This is a genomic window from Edaphocola aurantiacus (genome assembly GCF_019797745.1).
GTDB classification, from domain to species: domain Bacteria; phylum Bacteroidota; class Bacteroidia; order Chitinophagales; family Chitinophagaceae; genus Edaphocola; species Edaphocola aurantiacus.
The window spans coordinates 181,933-204,982 of sequence record NZ_VOSI01000003.1 but is presented as its reverse complement, the minus strand read 5'-3'; the positions used below and the strand labels follow the sequence as shown (position 1 = coordinate 204,982).

The following is a 23,050-nucleotide window of genomic DNA, read 5'->3' as shown; positions in this document are numbered from 1 at the left end:
CACTGTCTTTATTCGCCAGAAAGAAATTATATTTTACATGCTTATTATATTTTGTTTGAAGAATGCAAATGTACAAAAAATACTAAAGTAACAGGCAGTTGCCTTAACAGCATTCACTGCTACCATACATAAATAAGGGAACAGCGATTTGTCAAATCGCTGTTTATGGTATTCATTTTGTCTTACAGACAACGAATCGTACCTCCATCGACCCTTAATACCGCACCGCTGATATAATCAGCATAACGGCTGCAGAGATAAGCTACGGCGCCTGCAATTTCTTCAGATGTTCCGAATCTGCCGGTATCATTGGGAATGAGCTCCTGTACTGCTTTATACCTGATTTCCTCCGGATCACTACCCCATCCGAATTTCGGTGCAGCCTGCTCCAGCCATTGCTCCACCATAGGGTTGATGATGGCGCCCGGAGATACCACATTGGACGTGATGCCGGTTTCTTTAAGCTGCCTGGCCAGTGATACAGACATATTATGACGCGCCGCCAGCGTTGCATTATAATGCGGTTGTTCTTTAATCGGTTGTATGCCCAGTCCGCCACCGATGTGTATGACCCTGCCCCATCCGAGCAGTTTCATCTGCGGAACAATCCGCTGTACCATGCGCACATAAGAAACCACATTGGTATTATACAGATCCAGCCAGTCTTCGGCACTTGCTTCACCCCATGACTGATGCGATGTTGCTCCGGCATTATTAATCAGAATATCCACCGGCCCTGACCTCAACGCTGCGGCGGCTACTGCATCCGCTCCTTCATTTGTAGAAAGGTCTCCTATGGCAACCTCTGCCGATCCGCCGGAGGCTATAATTTCGGCGGCAACTTCTTCGGCCCTTTTACGATTACGTCCATGTATAATAACCATGGCCCCTTCGCCGGCGAGCATTTTAGCAATGGCTTCGCCTAAACCGGAACTTGATCCGGTGACCAGGGCACGCTTGCCCTTTACTTGTATGTCCATCTTTTAATTGATTTTTATGCTATGAATATTTTTTATTTGGTGCATAACCAAAAGCCTTTTTATAGGCAAAAGAGAAATGTGAGAGATCCTCGAAACCCAGGTCCAGGTACACATCAGAAGGTTTTTCTTTTCGCTCTTCGATCAGGAAACGGGCGGCTTCCAACCGCTTTTGTACCAACCATCTGCTCGGGCTGATATGAAATATTTTTTCAAAATCGCGCTTGAATCCCGAAAGACTACGCCCTGTAAGGAAGGCAAACCGATCCATAGGTACATTATACCTGTAATGGCTGTTCATAAAGGCTTCCAGGTCTATCTTGCCCGGCTCACTAAAGTCGAAAAGTGCATTTTTAAACCCGGGATTATGTTGTATAAGCAGCAAAACAAGCTCTCTTGTTTTCAAAGCAACAATGCGTTCATCTGGCTGTTGCTGCTGGAGATAAGGAACTAATGAGTCAACATAACCCTTCAACAGGATATCGGACTGTATCAGCATTGGTACTTCAGGAGGAAAACTTCCGTCGGCCTTCAGCCCGTATTGCTCGCTCATCTCCCTTAATGTGGACTGATCGATATGTACGGCTATAGACCTGAAACTGCCGTCAGTTGTACTTTTGACGTATTTAGTAAGCTGGTTCCTTCTGAAGAAGCGAAAGTCTCCTTCACGATAGGCGTATTGCTGATCGGCAAGCCAGACATCCTGTTTACCCTGCAGGATATAACTGAAGATATGGTCGACCACAAAAGCTTCACCTTCGATATTGGCACCGGAATAGCTATTCAATACTATTCTGGGCCCCATACCGGGATCCTTTACACTATTTCCTGAGTGGTCATTTTTGCATTCCATAATGATCAGCTGATGATTACTTTTGGTTCTAATTGTTCTTCCAGTCCATAAACGCCTCCTTCTCTGCCTACACCGGACTGTTTAAATCCACCGAATGGTGCCCGTGCATCATGATAGATGGTATTGATGGCCACCCGTCCTGCATTAATCTGAGCGGCAACTTTGCGGGCCCGTTCCATATCTGATGAACTTACATATGCATGCAGGCCATAAATGGTATCATTGGCAATGGCGATAGCCTCTTCTTCTGTTGTATAAGCAATAACCGATAATACAGGACCGAAGATCTCTTCCTGAGCAATTGTCATATTGTTATTTACTCCTGTAAATATAGTGGGTTTGACATAAAACCCGTCCTGCAATCCCGCTGGTTTACCCGGACCACCTGCTAAAAGTTCTGCCCCTTCTTCTATACCCAGGTTGATATAATGCTGTATGCGATCAAACTGTTTCTGACTGGCCATCGGACCTATGACTGTATGTTCATCGCGCGGATCGCCTACTGTTTGTTTGGCAACGGTCTCCAGCAGGATGCGCTTAACCCCGGGCAGCAGTGCTTCCGGCACCAATAGCCGGGTACCTGCAATACAGGCCTGACCGCTATTCATAAAGGCGGCATTTACCGCCATCGGTATAGCGGTCTCCAAATGGGCATCATCAAGAATGATATTGGGTGATTTGCCACTGAGTTCAAGCGTTACGCGTTTCATGGTATCTACTGCATTCCGCGCAATGATCTTGCCGACAAAGGTAGACCCTGTGAACAGGATCTTAGCTACAGCAGAATGTGTAGATAATACGGTACCCAGTACATCGCCTCTACCATGCACCATATTGATCACTCCCGGAGGAAGGCCTGCACGATCAAAACATTCGGCCAATACCTGCGACTGTATAGCGCTCATTTCACTGGGCTTGATCACCACAGTACACCCTGCAGCAATAGCCGCAGCCAGCTTCACGCTGATAGACCCCGAATTGGCATTCCATGCAGTCATGATTGCAGTAACTCCTACCGGTACCATGGATATGGTAGACTGACCAATGTTGCGCTCAAACTCAAAATCCTTAAGGATGTCTTTAAAATACAGGAACGTTTCTGCTGCATACTGGTTTGACCAGCGGGACCGCTGTACTGTAGCACCATACTCGGTCGTAGTTGCCTCCTGCAGATCGTCGATCCGCTCCATTAGAGCATCATGCAGGCGCTGCAGATAATCCATACGTTGTGCGCTGCTTGTTTGCGCAAAAGTGGGCAAAGCAGCCGAAGCAGCAGCTATTGCAGTTGCTATATCCTGCTCATTGCCCAATACTACTTTACCAATTAGGCCACCATCAGAAGGATTGATGATGTCCATCTCCTCTGTACCAGTCGAAGGAATGAATCTTCCATTGACATAATGCTGATTGATTATTTTCATTTTGTTGCTTTTAAAACGAGCCACAAAGAGCATCGTTATTTCAAACACAAAATTACTTCGATAAGCATTCTGCAGGTTTGCCGAAAAGCCCAGATTTCTTTGCTTAAAAGCCCGCTATTTTTTATCTATAAAGCCTCCAAAACTTATCTTAATCCAGTTTAGCCACAAAACAAATACCGCCCGAAACCCGGACGGTATTTGTTTTCACTGATTTAAAGGAATACCTGCATTACTGCTTTTCCCATTCCTTTTCAAAATCTTTCTGCGTCTTCTCCGGTGCGAAGTAATGATTATGGTGCTGGTTTATATCGTATGCAATAGCTTTATTGATAAGCATATTTATTTCGGGTATTACCCATTCCGGTGAACCTTTCTTTTCCTGTCCGTTCGTGTAGACTTTTACAGCCCGGCCATTGTCCATATCTACTTTCATTAATATGGATGGTCCCATAAGGCCTGATACACTGTAGCCCGTATAGACCTCTTTCTTAATGCTTCCGTCTGTGAATATTAGTTTCAACTCAATATAGTTATGTGGTTTTGTAGACTGCACACCATAACGGGCATAGCCCTCAATAGAGCGTAATGTTTTCAGGTAAAGGACTACATTCTGCCTGCTTTCCGGAATATAACCCGGGTAGCTTGCACTTTGCGTATGGTTATCTATCTCTTTATCTATTTCCGTATTGAACATAGCAATCATTTTATCATTGGGCTTGTCTACAACATCAAATTCCGAGCGGGAAGAGAAGATGGTATCGGAAAAAAGAATGAGTAAGGTAACTGCCACCAATACCACGATCATTATGGGACTGAATATCCTTGTTTTGTTTTTGTTCATATCGCAAAGGTTTAACTCATGAGATTGATGCATTATTATACTATAAATATAAGCATAACCAATCATAGCGCAGCTATTCTAAGACATCCCGGAATGCGAAACATCATGCGCTATGTTAAAATATTTTTATTAAATAGACAATTCTGTCTATTTAATATCTATCTTTGCATAATGAAACAAAGAGGACAAGTCGTTATTGACAAGATTCTTGATACTGCAGAGCGTTTATTCTATACTCAGGGCTATAGTAATACCGGCATAAACCAGGTTATAGAGGAAGCTGATATTGCCAAAGCATCTTTGTACAAACACTTCGAGACAAAGACGGATCTGCTGGTTGCTTATATCCAACGCACACATGAACGCTGGCATAGCCGCCTGCAAGCGGCCATAGATAAGGTGACCGATCCTAAAGATAAGCTGCTGGCTATTTTTGATTACCACATCGAACGCCAGGAGATCAGACAGTTTGGAGGATGCCCGTTTATAAAAGCAAATGATGAGGCCGGAACCAGCGACCCGCGTGTATTGGCTGAAATACAGGCTACGAAAGTCCATAGCAAGTCTATTATCAAAAAACTGGTTGCAGCCTCCGGCCACCAGAAAAACCTGACTGATCAGGAACTGAGCGAATTAATATTCTTCACCCTGGAAGGGGCGCTTACCAGCGTATCGGTATTTAAACAGACTGCGGAACTGAAGGCAGCAAAAAAAATCATTAAAAAATTAATCTGATGAAAGATGTAAAAAACAAATGGCTGGAACTGGCCATTGTATTATCAGCCCCTTTACTTTCCGTTATAGACGTATTCATTATAAACATTGCCGTACCCTCTATTAAGAAAGGGGTACATGCGACAGATGCTGAAATCCAGCTGGTCATTGCCGGCTACCTCCTTGGTTATGCAGCATTCCTGATTACTGGTGGTAGAGCGGGCGATCATTTCGGACGTAAGAAGGTTTTCTTCTGGGGTATGTTTGCCTTTACGATAACCTCCTCCCTCTGTGGCTTGTCTGAGTCTGCCCTGCAATTAAATATTACACGATTCCTGCAAGGGCTTAGTGCTTCATTTATGGTACCGCAGACCATCGCTTTTATACAGGTACTATTTACCGAAACTAAAGAACGAGCCAAAGCATTCGGCCTGTACGGTATCACCCTAGGTACAGCCGCGGTAATAGGACAGGTGCTGGGCGGTTACCTTTCCGAAACCCATTGGGCCATTGAAGGCTGGAGGCTGATCTTCTTTATCAATCTTCCGATAGGCATTGTTACCCTATGGGCCACTCATAAATATGTAACCGAAACGGAAAAACATCAGCGTACTAAATTTGATTATACCGGTATCTTCATTCTGACAACAGCCCTGTTCAGCCTGATCTATCCATTGATCGAGGGACGTGAAGCGGGCTGGCCCTTATGGAGCATTGCGTTATTTGTCTTATCTGCAGTACTCTTTGCATTCTTTATCTATAATCAGCGCATGAAGCTGAAGACTAACCGTAATCCCCTAATTGATGTACGTTTATTTAAAATTAAGGACTTCAATATCGGCCTGATAGCAGTGCTGTTCCACTTTATGCTGCATACGGCCTACCTGTTGCTGAGTGCGGTATACATCCAGAACGGTCTTGGTGTTTCGGCTGTAGATTGTGGTCTGTATTTTATCGCTCCGGGCATTTTGTTTATCATATCATCTGTACTGGCGTCAGGGATGATCGTAACTTATGGCAAACGGGTATTACAGGTGGGTGTTCTGGTACTGGCCGCTGCATTTTATTTGCAGATGACTGTATGGAAACCGGGCATCAATACCTGGGCTATTATAGGCCTGATGGGCCTTTGGGGTTTTGGTAACGGATTGGTACTCCCCTCTCTGCTGAACCTGGCCCTTAAAAATGTACCTTCACAATATGCAGGTGCAGCAGCGGGAATCTATTCCACATTTCAGCAAACAGCCTCTGCATTGGGGGTAAGCATCATTGGCGGCATATTCTTCTACTTCTCTCAACAGAGCTGGCAGATGGCATATAAGGCCGGTGTAATTGCAATCCTGGTCTGTGTGGCGATGGTAGGCATCATGTTGCAGTTATTGCCTTCTGCCCGCACCACACGTCGTAAAAACAGCAAAGAACTTATTCATGAAAGCGTCGAACCTTTTGAACTATAAAGACATGCCCTCGCCGGTTGGTACCATACGGCTGGTGGCCTCTGATAAAGGCCTGGTGGCTGTTTTATGGGAGGGCGAGGATTATTGCCGAACCAAACTACCCGGTGCAGTGCATAGTGAACATGCGCCTATACTACTGGCCGCAGAAAGGCAACTAGGAGAGTACTTTGCGCGGATAAGAACCGGTTTTGATTTGCCGCTCGACCTTCAGGGAACGGAATTTCAGATCAGGGCATGGGAAGCGCTGTTACAGATTCCTTATGGTAAAACAAGAACCTACGGAGAACTGGCCAGGATACTGGGTGATATAAAAGCGGTACGTGCAGTCGGTGGTGCGCTGAATAAAAATCCGGTGGCGATTATCGTTCCCTGTCATCGGGTGATTGGCGCCTCGGGCAAACTGGTCGGTTTTGCCGGTGGCCTGGACCGTAAGTCCCTGCTGCTTTCCCTGGAACAGGAGCTCAGGATGCCAAGCTTATTCTAAGCCTTTATTCCTAAAATATATTTGAACAAAACTGCAAAATTGATTCTATTTGTATTTCAGCACTGAAGCCGGACTGATCGGGAACAGTGCTCCAGTGTACAACAATATTTCTAACAGCATATGAAAATAGAAGCCAGCTCACCAGAGCAATATATAGATCAACTGCCGGAAGACAGAAAACAGGCCGTATATGAACTGAAACGGGTTATATCCAAAAATCTGCCTGAGGGCTTTTCTGAAACGGTAGGTTATGGAATGATCGCTTTTGTGGTACCACACAGTATTTATCCAAAAGGCTATCACTGTGATCCGAAACTAGCCCTTCCTTTTATCAATATTGCCTCACAGAAAAATTTTATTGCCTTGTATCATATGGGACTATATGCCGATAAGGAATTACATGACTGGTTTGTAAACGAATACCCTAAACACAGCAAAACCAAGCTGGATATGGGAAAGAGCTGTATCCGATTCAAAAAACCGGATCAGATACCCTTTGATCTGATTGCTGAACTAGCTACAAAAATGAGTATTGCGGATTGGGTAAGCATATACGAGCATAACCTGCAACGATAGGCATCAATGCACTACATAAAGCGGTATACCGGTAAGCCTATAGCTCGACGGTATACCGCTTCATCATTTTTATTGAGTATTTGCTTTCAGGAAATAAAGACTTACATTACTTATTTAGCTTCCATAGATAAGAAGAAAAATAATTGCCCACATTACTGGTAGCCATTCTAATTTTCACTGACTATCCGCATGTAGTAACCTATCTTGTCCGTCCTTTTGTCCGGCAACAAAAGGACCAAAAATGCCTTTGTTTTCATCAATGCGATTGCAAAGCACCGCCATTTTGTACCGTTGCGTGCATTGATCGTCTGAGCTTAACGTGTGATGCGTTCGCTGCTCAACGATCGCAGAGCTCCAACCAAAATGGCTATCGCTGTGATGAAAACAATAAGCGATCCGTACCGTGCAGATCGCTCCAAATGGCCTTATAAATCCGGCGTTAATAAAATCATTGACTCGGTCGATTAAGTCGGAAACCACTGTCTGAGCGCAGCGTTCTGGTTTGCAACCGACCGACACATTGGTTTTTAGCCAGGGATTTATACAGCCTTGATTTTTTGGCGCTACCTTTTGCATCAAGGCAAAAGGTACCAATAAGTATAGGTGGAAACCAAAAGAGTAATATTTAGTATTGTTTCCTAAAAGCGGATACTCAGTTACTTTTTATGGCCTGCTTATACTTCCTTTCCTTCTCTATAAGGCTATCCATGCTGTAGGTAAATACTTTCTGGCTGCTTAATAAAAAGGCTGCTGCACTACCGACCCAGACAGAATAGTCGAATGTTGATTTTATACCTAATGTTATGGTCATGGAAATGGCAAAGATCATGAGCAGGATACCTGTAAGCATGGCTACCCATCTGGTTTTAAAGCCTGCGATGAGCAATAGGCCAAGGATTGTCTCTGCAAAGGTCGCCAGGTTAGCATTGATGTTCTGCATTCCCGCAGGCAGAAAGGAGGTGATCTGCCCTGTGTATTCGATAAATTTATCCATATTACCCCAGACCGCATATTCTACCGGCCACATGCCCAGCCGGTCTGCAACCGCCGATAATAGTGCTAAGGAAAGCGCGATCCTTAAAAATAGTTGCGCCCAATCGCTGCTGTGTACATGCTTCATATCGACTCCGTTAAAGTGCAAATGTAGACCTGCCTTGTTTTTAAAAACTTAAGCTGGTTTAAGAAAAACGATTGAGCGTAGGGAAAGATTAACACAAAAAAAGAGACATGCGTTATACATGTCTCTTTTGCGGAGTAGCGAGGGCTGGAATCGAACCAACGACCTTCGGGTTATGAGCCCGACGAGCTACCGCTGCTCTACCTCGCGCTGTTGTGGGTGCAAAAGTAGAACTCTTTTTTTACTCTGCCAAATCTTTTTGATAATTAATCCAAAAATAATTTGCATCCGCTATCTTTGCATATACATGGATACACAACACAAAGCCGGATTTGTCAATATCTTCGGACCGCCCAATGCTGGTAAGTCTACTTTACTGAACGCAATGATCGGTGAGTCTCTCGCGATCATCTCGCCTAAGGTACAGACCACGCGCCATCGCATACTGGGCTTTATCACAGAAGAAAATTACCAGATCATCTTTTCAGATACGCCGGGCATCATTAACCCGAAGTATAAACTGCACAATAAAATGATGCAGCAGGTAAAGAGTGCGATGGAGGATTCGGACGTGGCCCTGTTGATGGCCGATGCGACAGAAAGCATTGATGGCTTTGCGGAAATCATTTCCATCCTGAAATTAAAATCGCCAACCATTCTGCTGATCAACAAAATAGACCTGATCAAAGATAAAGCAGAACAGGAGCGCCTTATAGCGGCATTTACGGAGAAAATAAAACCTAATAAAACACTGGCGATATCAGTTACGAAAAAGATCAATACCGATAAAATTCTGCCTGCAGTACTGGAATTCTTACCGGAGAATCCGCCTTTCTTCCCTGAAGATGATATCTCTGACCGGCCTACCCGTTTCTTTGTTTCGGAGCTGATCCGCGAAAAGATATATATGCTGTATGACAAAGAGATTCCATATCACACAGCTGTACTGGTACAGTCTTTCAAAGACCTGCCCCATATTGTGCGCATCAGTGCCGATATCGTGGTGACCCGCGAAACCCAAAAAATAATTATGCTGGGTGACAAAGGCAGCATGATCAAAAAACTGGGTACGAAATCGAGGGAGAGCATTGAGCAGTTTCTGGGCAAAAAAGTATTCCTGGAACTGTTCATCAAAGTGCGCCCGAAATGGAGGGAGAATGATACTTACCTGAAAGAGTATGGCTATTGATCTGCGGCCTGAAATCCGCATACAGCCTATTAATCACCCTATAAATCGTGCTGCAGGTATCTCTTTGAGCATCCTGCGGCTGGATGAAATTCATCCGCAGGTATCAGGCAATAAGTGGTTTAAACTACAGGAATATATACGGCTGTTCCGTGAAGGTGATTATGCTTTTATACTAACCTTTGGCGGAGCACATTCTAATCACCTTATTGCTACCGCTGCAGCCTGTGCGGCTTTGGGGATTCCCTGTCGCGCATGGGTAAGGGGTTTTCACGGGCAGTCCGCTGAAACAGAAACCCTGAAGGAATGCCGCAAACTGGGCATGGAACTGCATTTCGTTGGCCGGGATGTCTATATTCGTCATGATGAAACATTCCTGCATGAGGTACAACTGCAATACCCAGGTGCATTAATCATACCGGAAGGCGGCTATGGTGCCATGGGTATAGCGGGTGCAGCGGCAATTACAAGTTATATACCGGCAGAAACAGAACTGATATGCTGTGCCATCGGCTCCGGCACTACCTTCTGTGGCATTGCCAATGGCTTACTACCCCATCAGTCCGCACTGGGCTTTACTGTTTTTAAGCAGGGAGCAACTATTGCAGAGGAGCTGCAGGCACAGATACCCCATCAGCGCTGGGCGCTGGCTACAGACTATCATTTCGGAAAATTTGCCCGGTACACACCTGAATTGATTGACTTTATCCGTTATATGCAGCAAGAGCATGATCTTCCACTGGATTTTGTATATAATGCTAAAATGCTCTGGGGTCTGCTGGAGATGATAAAGCAGGACAAGATCGCTGCGCAGCATATATTATGCATACATACCGGTGGCCTGCAGGGAAACCGCAGCATTGCTCATCTGCTGGAAGCGTAAAGGTTTTACTAAAAATAGCGCTACGCTGAAAAATCTATTGTGAATTACTTATTTTTGAACTCATGAAGCAAATACAATCTGTCTCTATTAAAGGTTTTATATACGCGTTATTACTTTTATTCAGTTTCCAGGCACAAGCACAGGAAGAAGGCCCTACTCCGACACTACCCGACTTTAATGCTGTGACCAAAGACGGAATCAATATTTTATCATTTATCAATCCGTACGAAAATGGCGTAAAACTGATCACCGTTCAGCGCTCTGCAGACAGTAACTATAATTTTACCACTATTGGTACTGTGCCAAAAACGGGCAAGGGTGCTGCTGCATTCGTAGATCCGCATCCGATGGTGGGTAAAAACTGGTATCGTATTGTACTGGAATTCGGTTCCGGTATTGACTTTAAAAGTAACCTGAAATCACTCTACCTGGACAGTGCGACTATTGCCAAGCAAAAGCTGATCCCGACATCTTCTGAGGAGCTACAGAAAGTGATCAACCAGAATACATCAACGGAATCTCCAAAGCAAATTGTGAATGCGGTAGAAAAGCAAGCGCAGGCGGTAACCTATCCGAAATCGAAGTATGTATATACAAATCCTTTTTCAGGTAATATCAATATCGAATTGCCTGATGCACTGAATACAAATTATTCTATCGAGTTCTACGATGCCTCTAAGAAAAAGGTGCTGACGATACCAAGGGTAAATGAGAAAGTGATCATCCTGGACAAACGCAATTTTAACCAATTAGGTTTATACCAGTTTACCATTTTCAAAGAGCACAAAGAATTTGAAAAAGGATATGTCACTATATTTTAAATAAACGAAAATGGGAGCCCGCTCCCATTTTTTCTTTCCATAACTATTCAATATACCAGATTATCATGCTGACCGTATCTGTAATGAATGCCCTGTTCAATGTGCCTGTAGGCCTGTATCCGCAGGAAGCACATACTATGAATAAAATACAGGTAGACCTGAGGGTAAGTGTACCTGCAGATATTCAACAGCTACCGCTTATAGACTATACAGTCTTATACAGCCTGCTGAAGGAAGTGATGCAACAGCCGCATAAAACACTGGAAACGATCGTTCGTGATGTTTATGCAAAAATCAAAGGGTTGCAGGATGAAAGTAAGGTAAGCATCAGTGTACGCAAACTGAATCCTCCTATTTCCGGTATCGTGGATTATATGGAGGTTAGCTTTTCTGATTAGGTAATACTCCTGAATACGGTATAGGAAAGGAGTAACTCCAGTGCCAGTAAACATACGCCCAGCAAGGCAAATGGCCAGTACCATTCTTTATACTGCATATTACCACTGCCATCGATCTTGCTCTTTTCGAGCTGATCAATCTCATTATAGATTTTCTTCAGGGAAGCATTATCTGTTGCACGGAAGTACTTACCGCCGGTCTGCTGTGCAATCTCTGTCAGCAGGGCCTCATCGATCTGTACCGGCATAGCCTGGGTATGCATTCTGCCGGAGGCATCCTGCACCGGGTACATGGCTGTCCCCTTGGATCCGACACCAACTGTATATACCCTCACCTTATAGGTTTGCGCAATACGCAATGCCGTTTGCGGATCGATATAACCCGAGTTATTGACCCCATCTGTAAGCAGGATCACTACCTTGCTCTTAGCCGAACTGCTTCGCAGGCGATCTACTGCTGTAGCCAGTCCCATACCAATGGCGGTACCATCGGCCAGCATACCACTTTGCAGGTTTTCCAGCTGTTCGATGATGACATTATGATCGGTAGTGATGGGTGCCTGGGTAAAACTCTCCCCTGCAAACACAACAAGACCAATACGATCTGCCGGCCGATCCATCACAAAATGTTCTGCCACTTCTTTTGCAGCTTCAATGCGGTTTGGCTTAAAGTCTTCTGCCAGCATACTTGTAGACAAGTCCATGCTCAACACAATATCTATACCTTCATTATATTTATTGTCCGGGGCATTGGTCTGCTGCGGACGACTCAGTGCAATGCAGCATAAGACTAATGCGGCTATGCGCAAATAGTGCAGCCATTTGCGGTAGCGTACTTTTGGTGCATCGGGCAGACCAGCTAAGGTCTTCGTTGTGGACAGGTGAAAAGTCATCTCCCGTGACAACTGCTTTCTGCGTCTGATCCAGAGCCAGAGCGGGATACAGAGCAATAATAAAATATATGCCGGGCTATGTAAGGCTATATGGGTACCGGGTATCTGCATCATACTACAGCGCCCTCCTTCGGCTCACGGCTTTTTGTTTTATAAATGATCTTGGTTGCAGCATCCATACACGCAACCTGCTCCAGGTGTTCAGGGGCAGCTTTGGCAAATTTGGCCAGATCGGCCATTACAAATATTTGTTTCAACTCCTGTCGTATCTTCTTCAGTTCTCTGTTCTGTTTGGCCAGTTTCAGCAGATCGTCCGTAGTCAGTTCTGCTGCGGCAATGCCATAACGCTCTTCCAGATAGGTTCTCAGGATATTGGTCAGGTCGGTATAATATTCTTTAAGTAATCCTTCTGCCTCATAAGGTTTATGCGACATTTCTTCCAGCATACGCAGGGCTTTCTCATGTGGCTGCTCTACAGGTCTACGGAGCTTGCGCGGGGTCCTGCTGCGTTTACGCAGCCATCTCCACAAGAAGAACAGTACTGCGGCTGCAAGCAATGCCCCTACAGCCCATGGCCAGTATTCCCACCAGGCCTTAGGCACCTGTATAATATCTTTGAGCGGACGTATAGGCTTTTGCAAGTCTACCAGGACCGTCTGTATCGTAACAGATGTACTGTCCGTATTCAATACCTTTTCCTGTCCGTCCGGGCTTTGCACCGTAAAGGCTACCGGCGGTATAATATAGGTACCGGAGTCGAAGCCGGTCAGGGTCAATTTTTGTTTATAGAGCACTTGTCCGTTAGCTCCGGACAGGGAATCTACCTTACCGGTGTCTACGATTTCGAGGCCGCTGAGTTGTGGTACAGCAGGCCATACGAGCTTTCCATCCTGCTCTTTATGACTTACCTCCAGGAACAGGTGCAGCTGTTCGCCTATGGCAATACGGCGACTGTCCACGCTTGCTTTAACCGTAGTCTGTGCCATTGTCACAAAGGGTTGCAGCAGTATGCTCAGGAGCAGCAGGCATCCAAGTGTTAGGGGGAAATAATTCTTTCTGTTCATCTGCAAATGCTATATTCTCGCTCTGAAAAAGCCTTGTAGTGTTTTGATATAATCCTGGTCGGTGCGTACAGAGAGCAATTGCGCTCCGGCCCTAAGGAATGTTTCTGTATTGTATTGTTGTTGCTTTTTGAATCCGGCGGTATAACTGATGCGGGTTGCAGGATGCGTGCTGTCTATCCAGCGGCTGGCACCGGTTTCGGAATCCTGTACCTGCAGCAGCCCGGCATCAGGCAATTCCATATCCATACGATCATACACCTGCATGCCCACCAGGTCATGCCTTCTCGCAGCCATTTTGAGCGGATACTCATACTCCTCCGAGATAAAATCGCTGATCAGAAATGTAATGGCGCGTTTGCGCATCACATTATTCAGGAACTCCAGGCAGCAACGAATGTCGGTACCGCGGTTCTGCACCGGTTGCATAGTGATGAGTTCACGGATAATGCGCAGTATATGCGACTTCCCTTTTTTAGGTGGAATATATTGTTCAACTTTATCACTGAAGAAGATAACACCTACCTTATCATTATTGGTAGTTGCCGAAAAGGCAAGCACCGCGCAGATCTCGGTGATCATTTCTCTTTTATTGAGCTGTGCTGTACCGAATAAGGAACTGCCACTGACATCTACCAGCAGCATTACAGTCAGTTCGCGCTCTTCTTCAAAAACCTTTACAAAAGGGGTAGAGAAACGGGCAGTCACATTCCAGTCAATAGTGCGCACATCATCGCCTGGCGAATATTCGCGCACTTCACTGAAGGACATACCCCTTCCTTTAAATGCGGAATGATACTCGCCGGAAAAGATATGACTGCTCAGCCCTTTGGTCTTGATCTCTATCTTTCTTACCTTCTTTAAAATTTCTGCAGTAGTCATTAAAGCTTAGCCTGTTGAATCCTGGTCAAATAAAAGATGTATTCGTAATGATTACGAAGCCATGTACCTGCTAAGGTACTTCTACGGCATTCAGTATTTCATCGATAATGTTTACAGAGGTGATATTCTCTGCTTCTGCCTCGTAGGTAATGCCGATACGGTGGCGCAGTACATCATAACATACTGCACGGATATCTTCCGGAATTACATACCCGCGGCGCCTGATAAAGGCATATGCCTTGGCAGCAATGGCCAGGCTGATACTCGCTCTCGGCGAACAGCCAAAGGCAATATAAGGCTGCAGTTTCTGTAAATTATAGTCTTTGGGATAACGGGTGGCAAATACGATGTCGATGATGTATTGTTCGATCTTCTCATCCATATAGACTTCCCGAACCAGTTCACGTGCCTCTACAATCTCTTGTGCAGTAACTACTGCATTGATTTGATTCTTGCTCTGTGGTTCTATATTCTGACGAATGATCAGTCGCTCATCTTCTTTTTCGGGATAACCGATCACGACTTTCAGCAGGAAACGGTCTACCTGTGCCTCCGGCAAGGCATAAGTACCTTCCTGTTCTATAGGGTTTTGTGTAGCCAGTACGAGGAATGGCTCTGCCAACTTATGTGTGGTATCACCGATGGTTACCTGCTTTTCCTGCATGGCTTCCAGCAGGGCCGACTGTACCTTTGCCGGGGCGCGATTGATCTCATCGGCCAGTACGAAGTTGGCAAATATTGGTCCGCGGCGCACTTCAAACGTATGCTCCTTGGGATTATAGATCATCGTACCGATTACATCGGCCGGTAATAAATCGGGGGTAAACTGGATGCGGCTGAAACGCGCATCGATAGCGGAAGCCAGGGATTTGATAGCCAGTGTCTTGGCCAGTCCCGGTACACCTTCCAGCAGTATGTGTCCATTGGCCAGGAGTCCGATCAGTAATCGCTCTCCCATATGCTTCTGTCCCACAATAGCTTTACTTAATTCTAACAGCAACATATCTACAAATGCGCTCTTGGCATTGATCCGTTCATTCAGCGCTTTGATATTCACTGAATAGCTGCTCGCAGATAACTCCATAAAATAATTCGATTGTATTTTCTGTATCTAAAACTTTTCTTCTTGGAACTGCAATTTATGCGTTTCCTGTAAAATAAACGATTTATTGGCAAAATTATGAGCAAGGGAAAGTTAAATCCTGCAACGGTTTTGCCGGTACTTCAAATGGTAGCAGAACATACTCAAAATTATCTGTTTCCGACCTACAATATAGTCTTAATCGGGTAACTTTCCACGCTATTGTAGTATTTTCACTACAAACTAAGTGTAAACCTGAAAACATTCGATACTACATTCTTTAATACACTTAACATTCTATACATTTGCGCCGCACCAGGATTCAATTCACTTTCCGGTGGCTATTAGCACTGCTGTACTCAGGCAACTATTACTATATAATGCCGGTAAAATGGCAGCAAAAGTTTGTTGTAAGAGGAATATTCCTTACCCCAAGAACGGAATCTCCTTACACAACATTCCATATACACAAGAAAAGGTTCGTATTGTCTAATACGAACCTATATTTTACACCACTCATTTGCTTCTCTAAAAAGACATACCTCCGCTATCGGCTGGCAGGATGAATAGTTGTAGCAAATAACATAGAAAGTATACCGCTGCCCTGCAAACCGCTCTTAATTGCATAAAAAAGCAGCGTAACGGGTACGCTGCTTTTTTATGCAATTCATTATTACTTATTCGTAAGATTTTAATTTAGCCTTGTATTCTGCAGATTTAGCAGGATCATTTAATGCTGCGTGGATCTTACCCATTGCCTGTAATGCTTCCAGCAGGTATCCTTTTTCATCAGAAGAGATGCTGTTTGATTTTTGTTTTGGCTCCAGAATTCTTTCTACGGCTGCAAACGGAGTTAATGACTCTTTCAGGTAGCTGTTTCTCAGGTTGAATAAACCATCGTATTTGGCATTATCTGCTTTGGTGCTACCTAATTTGTTCATCTGGTTTGCGATATAATCAGATTTCTGCACAAACATATTACCTAACTGATACTGGTAAATCGGGTTGTTGGATTCCAGTTCAATAGCTTTCTTCATTTGCGCTTCCGCTTTTTTGAACATATCTTCTGCATTGGCTGGTGTATTACCATCCTTGCCGGTAGCCATGTTTAAATACAGGATACCCAGGTTGCTGATATATTGCGGATTTGAAGGATCCTGCGCTACTGCTTCTTCGAATTTTTTCACCAGCAGATCCTGCTGTCCCTGCGCTACATAATAGTTCAGCTCATCGGCAGCGATATCTTTATTGCCCGGGAATTTTTTCTTAGCGGCTTCAATAGTAGCCATTTGTTTTGCATTATTTTTCTGCTCACCATAGCTCATTGCTGCAACACGGTACAGATCTACTGTTCCTGTAGTAACAGGGTTAGCCATTGCGGCTTCCAGTTTTGGAACTGCTTCATCATATTTTTTCTGGTAGTATGATGAATAAGCGCTGTACATATTGGCCTGTGCCAATACGGTATCATAAACGGCTTTGTTATCTTTGATATAGGCACCGTTTTTGTACCCAAATGCTTTTTTGGTTACATCAAATGCTGCGATAGCCGCATCATAATTACTTTTATTGAATTCAGAGATACCATCGTTGAATGAGAAAATACCTGCATTCTTAACTACAGCATCAATACCATCTGTTTTATTTTCAATTTTAGCATCCAGGGATACTGCTTTTTCAAACGCATCAAAACCAGCTTTGTATGCTTTCTGATCCTGGAAAGCAGGCAGTTGTGACATGCTGATATACGTAACCGCTTTTGCCATCCATGCAGAAGCATTACCAGATGTTTCTGCATTAGCCACAGCTTCATCAGCAGCAGCTTTCGCCTTGTTTAACTGCGCTTCAGCTTCGGCTTTATTGTCCGCAATCAGCGCCAAGGTTGCTTTATCATAAGCATTGTTTGCTTCTTTGATCTTTGCTTTCTGGGCATAAGTGGTACCTGTAGCAGTAGCCAGTACTAAGCCCAATGTTACAAATTGTTTTTTATTCATGATCTTTTTCTTTTTTCCCCTTTTAATGGTTTTTTGTCCACGCAATTTAAGATAATTCTGATGAAATCAAGCGTAAAAATTCAGAACGGGTTTCATTTTTAAGGAACTGCCCGCTGAATGCTGAAGTGGTTGTGGTACTGTTTTGCTTTTGTACCCCGCGCATCATCATGCACATGTGTTTTGCTTCAATTACGACGGCCACGCCCAATGGTTGCAGGGTGTCCTGCAGTGCTGCCAGTATCTGGTCGGTCAGTCTTTCCTGTACCTGCAGGCGGCGGGCATATACATCCACTACCCTGGCCAGCTTGCTGAGCCCGGTGATATAGCCATTCGGAATATAGGCAATATGTGCCTTACCGATGAATGGCAGTAAGTGATGCTCGCACATAGAATACAGTTCTATGTCCTTCACAATAACCATTTCATTATAATCTTCCTTGAACTTTGCCGAATTCAGGATTTCCCTTGCATCCAGCTGGTAACCATGAGTCAGGTATTGCATCGCCTTCGCCATGCGCTCTGGTGTTTTCTGTAATCCATCTCTCTCCGCATCCTCTCCCAGCGCAACAATTACCGATTTGTATAAAGAAGACAATTCTTCGGTAGTGTGTTCGTCGTACGTTTCAATTTTTTTATAAGCCATTCTTTCTTATTGATTAACCGTAGTACTCTACGTAAATATTTCTTGTTTCCAGTAATTTAATGCAGTGCAGCAGTACGCCATCTTTTTCGATGTGCGGCTTCAGCTGATCCCAGATACCAATAGCCAGGTTTTCAGCGCTGGTAAATTTGCCTTCCATAAAGTCCACATCAAGGTTCAGGTTACGGTGGTCTATTTTCTCCAATACTACGTCTTTAATGATCTGGCTCAATTCTTTCGCATTATACACAAAGCCGGTCTGAGGATTAGGCTCCCCTTTTACGGTTACATGCAATTCATAATTGTGGCCATGCCAGTTAGGATTGGAACATTTACTGAAGACTTCAAAATTTTTCTCCGCCGACCATTCAGGATTATACAGTTTATGGGCGGCATTGAAATGCTCTACTCGGGTAAGATATATCATGTATATATAAATATAATCACGGCAAAGGTAAAATGTTTTTCTTGTTTCCGTTTCTTAAATCTTCACAAAATAAGCAGCCGCAGGTATCCTGTACGGACGGCCTGCGGCTGAGCAATTGATTGTTTAACTATAAAAACTTACTTCAATACGATTTTACGGTGTACCGACCCTTTATCTTTAGTGTTGATACGCAATATATAAGTACCCTTGCTTACATTGTTCAGGTCTACCGTTGTTTTGTTGGTGCCCGCTTTATACTCCTGTACAAAGACCCTGCGACCCAGCATATCCAGTATTTCTACTGATTGCATCGCAATGCCATCAAGCGCAATAGTTACCTGATCAGTAGCCGGATTAGGATAAACGGACAGTTTGCGGGACAGGAAATCTACATCAGCAATAGAGGTAGGTCCAGGCGGTACGGAATCACAGGCCATTGATGCATTCGCAAAGTGTACATCAAAGCTATCATCCTGGTAGCAACGGAGATCGTATCTGGTATAATAATCTTCCGGTAAGGCTGGTTGCTGATAATATATACCCCATTCTCCTTGCAACTGTCCGAAGTACTGGTAATACGGCGGGCTTTTCCAGCCTGCAATCGGAGACACTTCATGATGATACACTGCTTTTACCTGTTTGCCATTAAATACCGGGTATCGTATACTATCCACAACCGTTTGCCAGGTATTTACAAACAAAGGATACACCGGTGCTCCAATAGAATGATGGGTAAGCGTATCTCCTACTGCTACATTAAATATATACAATGGCATGAACCGGTTAGAGTCAACATTATAACTAAAGATGGTATCTGCTGTAGCGTATATGTATATGCTGCTGATCGGTCCACTGACAATTGTATTCTGTGTATTGCGGGCAGAATAAGTGCGTTGCAGCTTCCGGGCTGTAATACCATTAATTACCGTATCGGATACAGACTCCTGAAATACGTACCCTTGAAAATGCAGGGCAGAAGGGCCTACATTATACGTACCCGAACTGTAGTGCCATTGTGCCCCTATCGGAGCGAAATCGGTCTGGGCAGTAGCACGGGTGAATTGGCTCAGTAAAGCTGAGAAAGTGAGCACAAGGAATAAAACATATTTGTTCATGATAGATTGGTTTAGTACAACACCAATTTATCACTATTTGTTGACAAAAGCAAGAAACGATTAACATTTTCTACATTAACCAGCCGTTCAGATTTTATTACCTTTGGTGAATGAAGCAACTCCTGATCATATCTGCCACTCCTTTTGAAGTAGCCGGTGTACAGGCCTACCTGGATACCTGCGGCACAGCCGACCCAATGGGCTGGTTCTGCCTCGGTCATTGGAAGATACGCATGGTATGTACCGGTATAGGACTGGTAGCGACTACTTATAACCTGACGCGAATGGTGATGCAGGAGCGTCCCGATTTTGTTCTGCAACTAGGTATTGCAGGCGTACTGGAACCAGACATTCCCCTGGGCACAACCGTATGGGTAAAGGATGATCTTATCGCTGATCTGGGCGCGCGCGACCAGGAGGGCAACCTGCTGAACCTGCTGGCCATGGGTCTTTCGGATAGCAGCGCAGCCTTGCTAAAAAGTAATCCCATACAGGAGTTTATGCTCAATATAGATCCGCTGCCCAAAGCACTGGGCATGTCTGTAAACCAGATCAGCGGCAATCCGGCGGATGCCACTGCGCATATACAGCAAATGACCTATGACTGCCATATCGAAAGTATGGAAGGTGCCGCTATGCACTATGTCTGTAATGAACTGGACATTCCTAATCTGCAGATACGCAGCATCTCTAATTATATAGAACCCCGTGACAAAAGCCGCTGGCAGATGAAAGATGCCATTGATAATCTAAATGGCTTTATCATCTCCCTGCTGGAGAATATATCTTAATTTTGCACATCACCCTATCAATAGCCTATTATGAGTAAACTGGTCACCATCCGTTCATTCGGCGACTATTTTTCTGCCCATGTAACCCAGCAGAGCCTGGATGCCTATGGCATACCTTCTACTCTGCTGAATGACAATATGGGCACGGTATTTATGCCCCTTGCTGTAGGTGGTATTAAATTACAAGTCAGAGAAGAGGACGAAACACGCGCCCTCTCCCTGCTGGATCAGCTGGAAAATAAAGCGGATGCGGAGCAGGATACTCCGGCTTACTGGGAAGAACAGGCCGAAGGTCTGGACCCGGACAACCGTGTATGTATTTATTGCGGCAGCAAGAATACGACTATAGTGGATGCGAGCCGCAAAACCTTTCTGGGACAGCAGGTTTTCCGCATAGCACCGGCATTGTTTGATAAGGAAAAGTGGCATTGTTTCCACTGCGGTAAAGATTTTTAGCAACAACACATGATCTCGAACGAAAGCATACAGAAAGTACTCAACCACACGGATATTGTAGACGTAATCGGCCATTTCATCAGCATAAAGAAGAGAGGTGCCAATTATATTGCCAACTGCCCGTTCCATAATGAGAAGACCCCCTCCTTTAATATTAACCCGGCCAAGGGCATTTTTAAATGTTTTGGTTGCGGAAAGGGAGGTGATGCTGTAGCTTTTATCGAAGAACATGAGAAATTTTCTTTTGTAGAAGCCATCCGCTGGCTGGCCGAGTTCTACCATATAGAACTGGACGAGACGGCACCCAGTGAGTCTTACGTAGCCCAGCAACAGGTAGAAGAAAGCCTGCGCATCATCAATGATTTTGCGGCTACCTATTTCCATGACATTCTTTTAGAAAACGAAGAAGGTCAGAATATCGGGGGCAGCTACTTTGCCGAGCGCGGATTTACAAAAGATACTATAGAAAAATTCAAGCTGGGGTATAGCCTGGATCAGTGGGATGCTTTTATAAAAGCGGCTACTGCCAAAGGATTCAGCCAGGAATTAATGGAGAAGGCCGGTCTCATTAAAGTAAAACCGGAACGGACCTTTGATAATTATCGTGGTCGTGTGATCTTCCCCATCTTCGCCAATACCGGTAAGGTACTGGGCTTTGGAGCCCGTATTCTAAAGAAAAATGATAAGGCCCCTAAATATGTCAATAGTCCGGAGAATGAACTGTATGTCAAGAACCGGGTCTTATATGGTTTATACCAGTCGCGCAAAGCGATCAGTGACAAACAGGAATGTTACCTGGTAGAGGGTTATACCGATGTGATCTCCCTGCACCAGGCCGGTATCGAAAATGTGGTGGCCTCCAGTGGTACCTCACTGACTACCGGACAGCTGAAGCTGATCGGTCACCTGACCCGCAACCTGACGATATTATATGACGGTGATGCGGCCGGTATCAAAGCAGCCCTGCGCGGACTGGATATGGCACTGGAAGAGAACTTTATCGTAAAACTGGTACTGCTACCGGAAGGTGAAGACCCGGACAGCTATGTACAGCAAAACGGCAGCAGTGCTTTTGAACGTTATGTACAGGAGCACAAAAAAGATGTGATCGACTTCATGATGGAGCTGGGCCTGAAAGAAGCCCAGAATGATCCGTTTAAAAAGTCGGCACTGGTTAATGAAATAGCAGAATCGATCAGTAAAATAGACCGGACCAAAAACCCGGCATTGCAACTGCATTATATAAAAGAAGCCTCGCAGCGATTAAAACTGGAGGAGGATGCCTTCGTTGGTATTGTCAATAACTTTATCCGCGAAAAGGTAAAGCAGCAGCAGAAAGGAGAGGCTACACGACAACCTACTCCGCGTGAATATGAGGAACAACCGGACGAACTCAGCAGCAGTGAAAGCGAATCGCTTAACCTGTTTCAGAAGGACTATAAAGAAGAATGGCAGCTGATCAAAATGCTGATCGAGTACGGATTCCGTCCTTATGAAGAATCGCCTTCTGTGGCCGATTACTTCTTTGAGAATGTAGATATTACCAGTTTTGAAAATGCACTTGCACATGATATTGCCATGGCTTATTACCAGTACTGGTCTGATAAGCAGGAGCACCCTCCCCTGCAGTTCTTTGTCAATCATCCGATGAAGTCGATCAAGGAAAAAGTGGTAGACCTGGTACATGTAGAACACCTGCCTAGTGAAAACTGGGAGAAAAAATACAATATTGAACTGCCCAGGATGGAGGATCTGTATGAGAATGATGTACGCAGTTCATTCGCCTACTTCAAACTGAAACTGCTGAAGCGTTACCTACAGGAGAACCTAGATCAGCTGAAAAGCTGCGCCGATCCTGCCGAAGCAGAGAAACTGGTGCGCACCAATATACTCCTGAAACAACAGGAAAAGGAGCTGATGAATATTGTAATTGTTCGCTAACAACAGTTTATAATCAGCAATTTATAATATTAAGTAGCTTT

The 23,050-nt window shown here is 44.6% G+C and carries 24 protein-coding genes and 1 tRNA gene; 11 read left to right on the top strand and 14 right to left on the bottom strand.

The window, feature by feature from the left end; translation table 11 throughout:
- Window positions 1–182: 182 nt before the first annotated feature.
- From FTD44_RS09555 to FTD44_RS09540, 4 genes are all read right to left on the bottom strand, one after another.
- Window positions 183–980, bottom strand: coding sequence for an SDR family NAD(P)-dependent oxidoreductase (locus FTD44_RS09555; RefSeq protein ID WP_222166240.1), 798 nt, complete (start codon window positions 978–980; stop codon window positions 183–185).
- A 19-nt stretch (window positions 981–999) separates the two neighbouring features.
- A complete protein-coding gene (locus FTD44_RS09550) occupies window positions 1,000–1,830 on the bottom strand; it encodes an AraC family transcriptional regulator (protein ID WP_222166239.1) in 831 nt (276 codons plus the stop codon).
- Window positions 1,831–1,835: 5 nt separating this feature from the next.
- Complete coding sequence (locus tag FTD44_RS09545; RefSeq protein WP_222166238.1) at window positions 1,836–3,251, bottom strand: aldehyde dehydrogenase family protein; 1,416 nt, start codon at window positions 3,249–3,251, stop codon at window positions 1,836–1,838.
- Window positions 3,252–3,480: 229 nt separating this feature from the next.
- Window positions 3,481–4,092, bottom strand: coding sequence for a hypothetical protein (locus FTD44_RS09540; protein WP_222166237.1), 612 nt, complete (start codon window positions 4,090–4,092; stop codon window positions 3,481–3,483).
- Between the two features lie 171 nt (window positions 4,093–4,263).
- Here FTD44_RS09540 and FTD44_RS09535 point away from each other — a divergent pair, with 171 nt between their 5' ends.
- The 4 genes from FTD44_RS09535 to FTD44_RS09520 all read left to right on the top strand — a co-directional run bounded on the left by FTD44_RS09535 (window position 4,264) and on the right by FTD44_RS09520 (window position 7,323).
- Entirely contained in the window at window positions 4,264–4,827 is a 564-nt protein-coding gene (locus tag FTD44_RS09535; protein ID WP_222166236.1) for a TetR/AcrR family transcriptional regulator, read from the top strand.
- The gene (locus FTD44_RS09530; protein WP_222166235.1) at window positions 4,827–6,263 is read left to right on the top strand and encodes an MFS transporter; all 1,437 of its coding nucleotides are present in this window, start codon (window positions 4,827–4,829) and stop codon (window positions 6,261–6,263) included. The genes FTD44_RS09535 and FTD44_RS09530 overlap by 1 nt, the downstream gene beginning before the upstream one ends.
- Window positions 6,235–6,747 (top strand): methylated-DNA--[protein]-cysteine S-methyltransferase, encoded by a 513-nt coding sequence (locus FTD44_RS09525; RefSeq protein WP_222166234.1) that lies wholly within the window; start codon window positions 6,235–6,237, stop codon window positions 6,745–6,747. The genes FTD44_RS09530 and FTD44_RS09525 overlap by 29 nt, the downstream gene beginning before the upstream one ends.
- 120 nt (window positions 6,748–6,867) lie before the next feature.
- Window positions 6,868–7,323, top strand: a complete 456-nt coding sequence (locus FTD44_RS09520; protein ID WP_246625393.1) for a DUF1801 domain-containing protein — start codon at window positions 6,868–6,870, stop codon at window positions 7,321–7,323.
- A gap of 652 nt (window positions 7,324–7,975) precedes the next feature.
- Here the strand turns inward: FTD44_RS09520 and FTD44_RS09515 are convergent.
- Window positions 7,976–8,443, bottom strand: coding sequence for a DoxX family protein (locus tag FTD44_RS09515; protein WP_222166233.1), 468 nt, complete (start codon window positions 8,441–8,443; stop codon window positions 7,976–7,978).
- 135 nt (window positions 8,444–8,578) lie between these two features.
- Window positions 8,579–8,650, bottom strand: a tRNA-Met gene (locus FTD44_RS09510).
- 97 nt (window positions 8,651–8,747) lie between these two features.
- Between FTD44_RS09510 and era the strand changes: the two genes are divergently transcribed.
- The 4 genes from era (at window position 8,748) to FTD44_RS09490 (ending at window position 11,728) form a co-directional block, all read left to right on the top strand.
- A complete protein-coding gene (gene era / locus FTD44_RS09505) occupies window positions 8,748–9,629 on the top strand; it encodes a GTPase Era (RefSeq protein ID WP_129021671.1) in 882 nt (293 codons plus the stop codon).
- Window positions 9,619–10,509 carry a 1-aminocyclopropane-1-carboxylate deaminase/D-cysteine desulfhydrase gene (locus FTD44_RS09500; RefSeq protein WP_222166232.1) on the top strand — a complete coding sequence of 297 codons (891 nt, stop codon included), beginning with the start codon at window positions 9,619–9,621 and terminating at the stop codon, window positions 10,507–10,509. The genes era and FTD44_RS09500 overlap by 11 nt, the downstream gene beginning before the upstream one ends.
- Before the next feature lie 62 nt (window positions 10,510–10,571).
- Window positions 10,572–11,330: a hypothetical protein gene (locus FTD44_RS09495; protein WP_222166231.1), complete on the top strand. Its 759-nt coding sequence runs from the start codon at window positions 10,572–10,574 to the stop codon at window positions 11,328–11,330.
- Window positions 11,331–11,395: 65 nt separating this feature from the next.
- A complete protein-coding gene (locus FTD44_RS09490) occupies window positions 11,396–11,728 on the top strand; it encodes a dihydroneopterin aldolase (protein ID WP_129021674.1) in 333 nt (110 codons plus the stop codon).
- Here the strand turns inward: FTD44_RS09490 and FTD44_RS09485 are convergent.
- From FTD44_RS09485 to FTD44_RS09450, 8 genes are all read right to left on the bottom strand, one after another.
- Window positions 11,725–12,735: a vWA domain-containing protein gene (locus tag FTD44_RS09485; RefSeq protein ID WP_222166230.1), complete on the bottom strand. Its 1,011-nt coding sequence runs from the start codon at window positions 12,733–12,735 to the stop codon at window positions 11,725–11,727. The two genes, FTD44_RS09490 and FTD44_RS09485, sit on opposite strands and share 4 nt — an antisense overlap.
- Window positions 12,732–13,685, bottom strand: a complete 954-nt coding sequence (locus FTD44_RS09480; protein WP_222166229.1) for a BatD family protein — start codon at window positions 13,683–13,685, stop codon at window positions 12,732–12,734. The genes FTD44_RS09485 and FTD44_RS09480 overlap by 4 nt, the downstream gene beginning before the upstream one ends.
- A 9-nt stretch (window positions 13,686–13,694) precedes the next feature.
- A complete protein-coding gene (locus FTD44_RS09475) occupies window positions 13,695–14,564 on the bottom strand; it encodes a DUF58 domain-containing protein (RefSeq protein WP_222166228.1) in 870 nt (289 codons plus the stop codon).
- Window positions 14,565–14,634: 70 nt separating this feature from the next.
- A complete protein-coding gene (locus FTD44_RS09470) occupies window positions 14,635–15,648 on the bottom strand; it encodes an AAA family ATPase (protein ID WP_222166227.1) in 1,014 nt (337 codons plus the stop codon).
- A gap of 674 nt (window positions 15,649–16,322) precedes the next feature.
- The gene (locus FTD44_RS09465) at window positions 16,323–17,639 is read right to left on the bottom strand and encodes a tetratricopeptide repeat protein (protein WP_222166226.1); all 1,317 of its coding nucleotides are present in this window, start codon (window positions 17,637–17,639) and stop codon (window positions 16,323–16,325) included.
- A 46-nt stretch (window positions 17,640–17,685) separates the two neighbouring features.
- Window positions 17,686–18,282: a GTP cyclohydrolase I FolE gene (gene folE / locus FTD44_RS09460; RefSeq protein WP_222166225.1), complete on the bottom strand. Its 597-nt coding sequence runs from the start codon at window positions 18,280–18,282 to the stop codon at window positions 17,686–17,688.
- 13 nt (window positions 18,283–18,295) lie between these two features.
- Window positions 18,296–18,706, bottom strand: coding sequence for a 6-pyruvoyl trahydropterin synthase family protein (locus tag FTD44_RS09455; protein WP_222166224.1), 411 nt, complete (start codon window positions 18,704–18,706; stop codon window positions 18,296–18,298).
- 137 nt (window positions 18,707–18,843) lie between these two features.
- Complete coding sequence (locus FTD44_RS09450) at window positions 18,844–19,821, bottom strand: T9SS type A sorting domain-containing protein (RefSeq protein ID WP_222166223.1); 978 nt, start codon at window positions 19,819–19,821, stop codon at window positions 18,844–18,846.
- A 110-nt stretch (window positions 19,822–19,931) separates the two neighbouring features.
- Between FTD44_RS09450 and mqnB the strand changes: the two genes are divergently transcribed.
- Genes mqnB through dnaG form a run of 3 tightly spaced genes read left to right on the top strand, consistent with a single transcriptional unit; the run spans window position 19,932 to window position 23,009 of the window.
- On the top strand, window positions 19,932–20,612 hold the full coding sequence (gene mqnB, locus FTD44_RS09445) for a futalosine hydrolase (protein WP_222166222.1): 681 nt from the start codon (window positions 19,932–19,934) through the stop codon (window positions 20,610–20,612).
- Between the two features lie 30 nt (window positions 20,613–20,642).
- Window positions 20,643–21,068, top strand: a complete 426-nt coding sequence (locus tag FTD44_RS09440; protein WP_222166221.1) for a DUF2007 domain-containing protein — start codon at window positions 20,643–20,645, stop codon at window positions 21,066–21,068.
- Window positions 21,069–21,077: 9 nt separating this feature from the next.
- Window positions 21,078–23,009: a DNA primase gene (dnaG, locus tag FTD44_RS09435; protein WP_222166220.1), complete on the top strand. Its 1,932-nt coding sequence runs from the start codon at window positions 21,078–21,080 to the stop codon at window positions 23,007–23,009.
- Window positions 23,010–23,050: the final 41 nt, after the last annotated feature.

Excerpts from the sequence above, each read along its gene's own strand:
- FTD44_RS09475 (WP_222166228.1), bottom strand. The coding sequence starts at position 14,564 with ATGACTACTGCAGAAATTTTAAAGAAGGTAAGAAAGATAGAGATCAAG.
- FTD44_RS09485 (WP_222166230.1), bottom strand. The coding sequence starts at position 12,735 with ATGATGCAGATACCCGGTACCCATATAGCCTTACATAGCCCGGCATAT.
- FTD44_RS09500 (WP_222166232.1), top strand. The coding sequence starts at position 9,619 with ATGGCTATTGATCTGCGGCCTGAAATCCGCATACAGCCTATTAATCAC.
- FTD44_RS09515 (WP_222166233.1), bottom strand. The coding sequence starts at position 8,443 with ATGAAGCATGTACACAGCAGCGATTGGGCGCAACTATTTTTAAGGATC.
- FTD44_RS09525 (WP_222166234.1), top strand. The coding sequence starts at position 6,235 with ATGAAAGCGTCGAACCTTTTGAACTATAAAGACATGCCCTCGCCGGTT.
- FTD44_RS09555 (WP_222166240.1), bottom strand. The coding sequence starts at position 980 with ATGGACATACAAGTAAAGGGCAAGCGTGCCCTGGTCACCGGATCAAGT.
- FTD44_RS09455 (WP_222166224.1), bottom strand. The coding sequence starts at position 18,706 with ATGATATATCTTACCCGAGTAGAGCATTTCAATGCCGCCCATAAACTG.
- folE (WP_222166225.1), bottom strand. The coding sequence starts at position 18,282 with ATGGCTTATAAAAAAATTGAAACGTACGACGAACACACTACCGAAGAA.
- era (WP_129021671.1), top strand. The coding sequence starts at position 8,748 with ATGGATACACAACACAAAGCCGGATTTGTCAATATCTTCGGACCGCCC.
- mqnB (WP_222166222.1), top strand. The coding sequence starts at position 19,932 with ATGAAGCAACTCCTGATCATATCTGCCACTCCTTTTGAAGTAGCCGGT.
- FTD44_RS09520 (WP_246625393.1), top strand. The coding sequence starts at position 6,868 with ATGAAAATAGAAGCCAGCTCACCAGAGCAATATATAGATCAACTGCCG.
- FTD44_RS09530 (WP_222166235.1), top strand. The coding sequence starts at position 4,827 with ATGAAAGATGTAAAAAACAAATGGCTGGAACTGGCCATTGTATTATCA.
- FTD44_RS09545 (WP_222166238.1), bottom strand. The coding sequence starts at position 3,251 with ATGAAAATAATCAATCAGCATTATGTCAATGGAAGATTCATTCCTTCG.
- FTD44_RS09495 (WP_222166231.1), top strand. The coding sequence starts at position 10,572 with ATGAAGCAAATACAATCTGTCTCTATTAAAGGTTTTATATACGCGTTA.
- dnaG (WP_222166220.1), top strand. The coding sequence starts at position 21,078 with ATGATCTCGAACGAAAGCATACAGAAAGTACTCAACCACACGGATATT.
- FTD44_RS09535 (WP_222166236.1), top strand. The coding sequence starts at position 4,264 with ATGAAACAAAGAGGACAAGTCGTTATTGACAAGATTCTTGATACTGCA.
- FTD44_RS09465 (WP_222166226.1), bottom strand. The coding sequence starts at position 17,639 with ATGAATAAAAAACAATTTGTAACATTGGGCTTAGTACTGGCTACTGCT.
- FTD44_RS09450 (WP_222166223.1), bottom strand. The coding sequence starts at position 19,821 with ATGAACAAATATGTTTTATTCCTTGTGCTCACTTTCTCAGCTTTACTG.
- FTD44_RS09490 (WP_129021674.1), top strand. The coding sequence starts at position 11,396 with ATGCTGACCGTATCTGTAATGAATGCCCTGTTCAATGTGCCTGTAGGC.
- FTD44_RS09480 (WP_222166229.1), bottom strand. The coding sequence starts at position 13,685 with ATGAACAGAAAGAATTATTTCCCCCTAACACTTGGATGCCTGCTGCTC.
- FTD44_RS09470 (WP_222166227.1), bottom strand. The coding sequence starts at position 15,648 with ATGGAGTTATCTGCGAGCAGCTATTCAGTGAATATCAAAGCGCTGAAT.
- FTD44_RS09440 (WP_222166221.1), top strand. The coding sequence starts at position 20,643 with ATGAGTAAACTGGTCACCATCCGTTCATTCGGCGACTATTTTTCTGCC.
- FTD44_RS09550 (WP_222166239.1), bottom strand. The coding sequence starts at position 1,830 with ATGGAATGCAAAAATGACCACTCAGGAAATAGTGTAAAGGATCCCGGT.
- FTD44_RS09540 (WP_222166237.1), bottom strand. The coding sequence starts at position 4,092 with ATGAACAAAAACAAAACAAGGATATTCAGTCCCATAATGATCGTGGTA.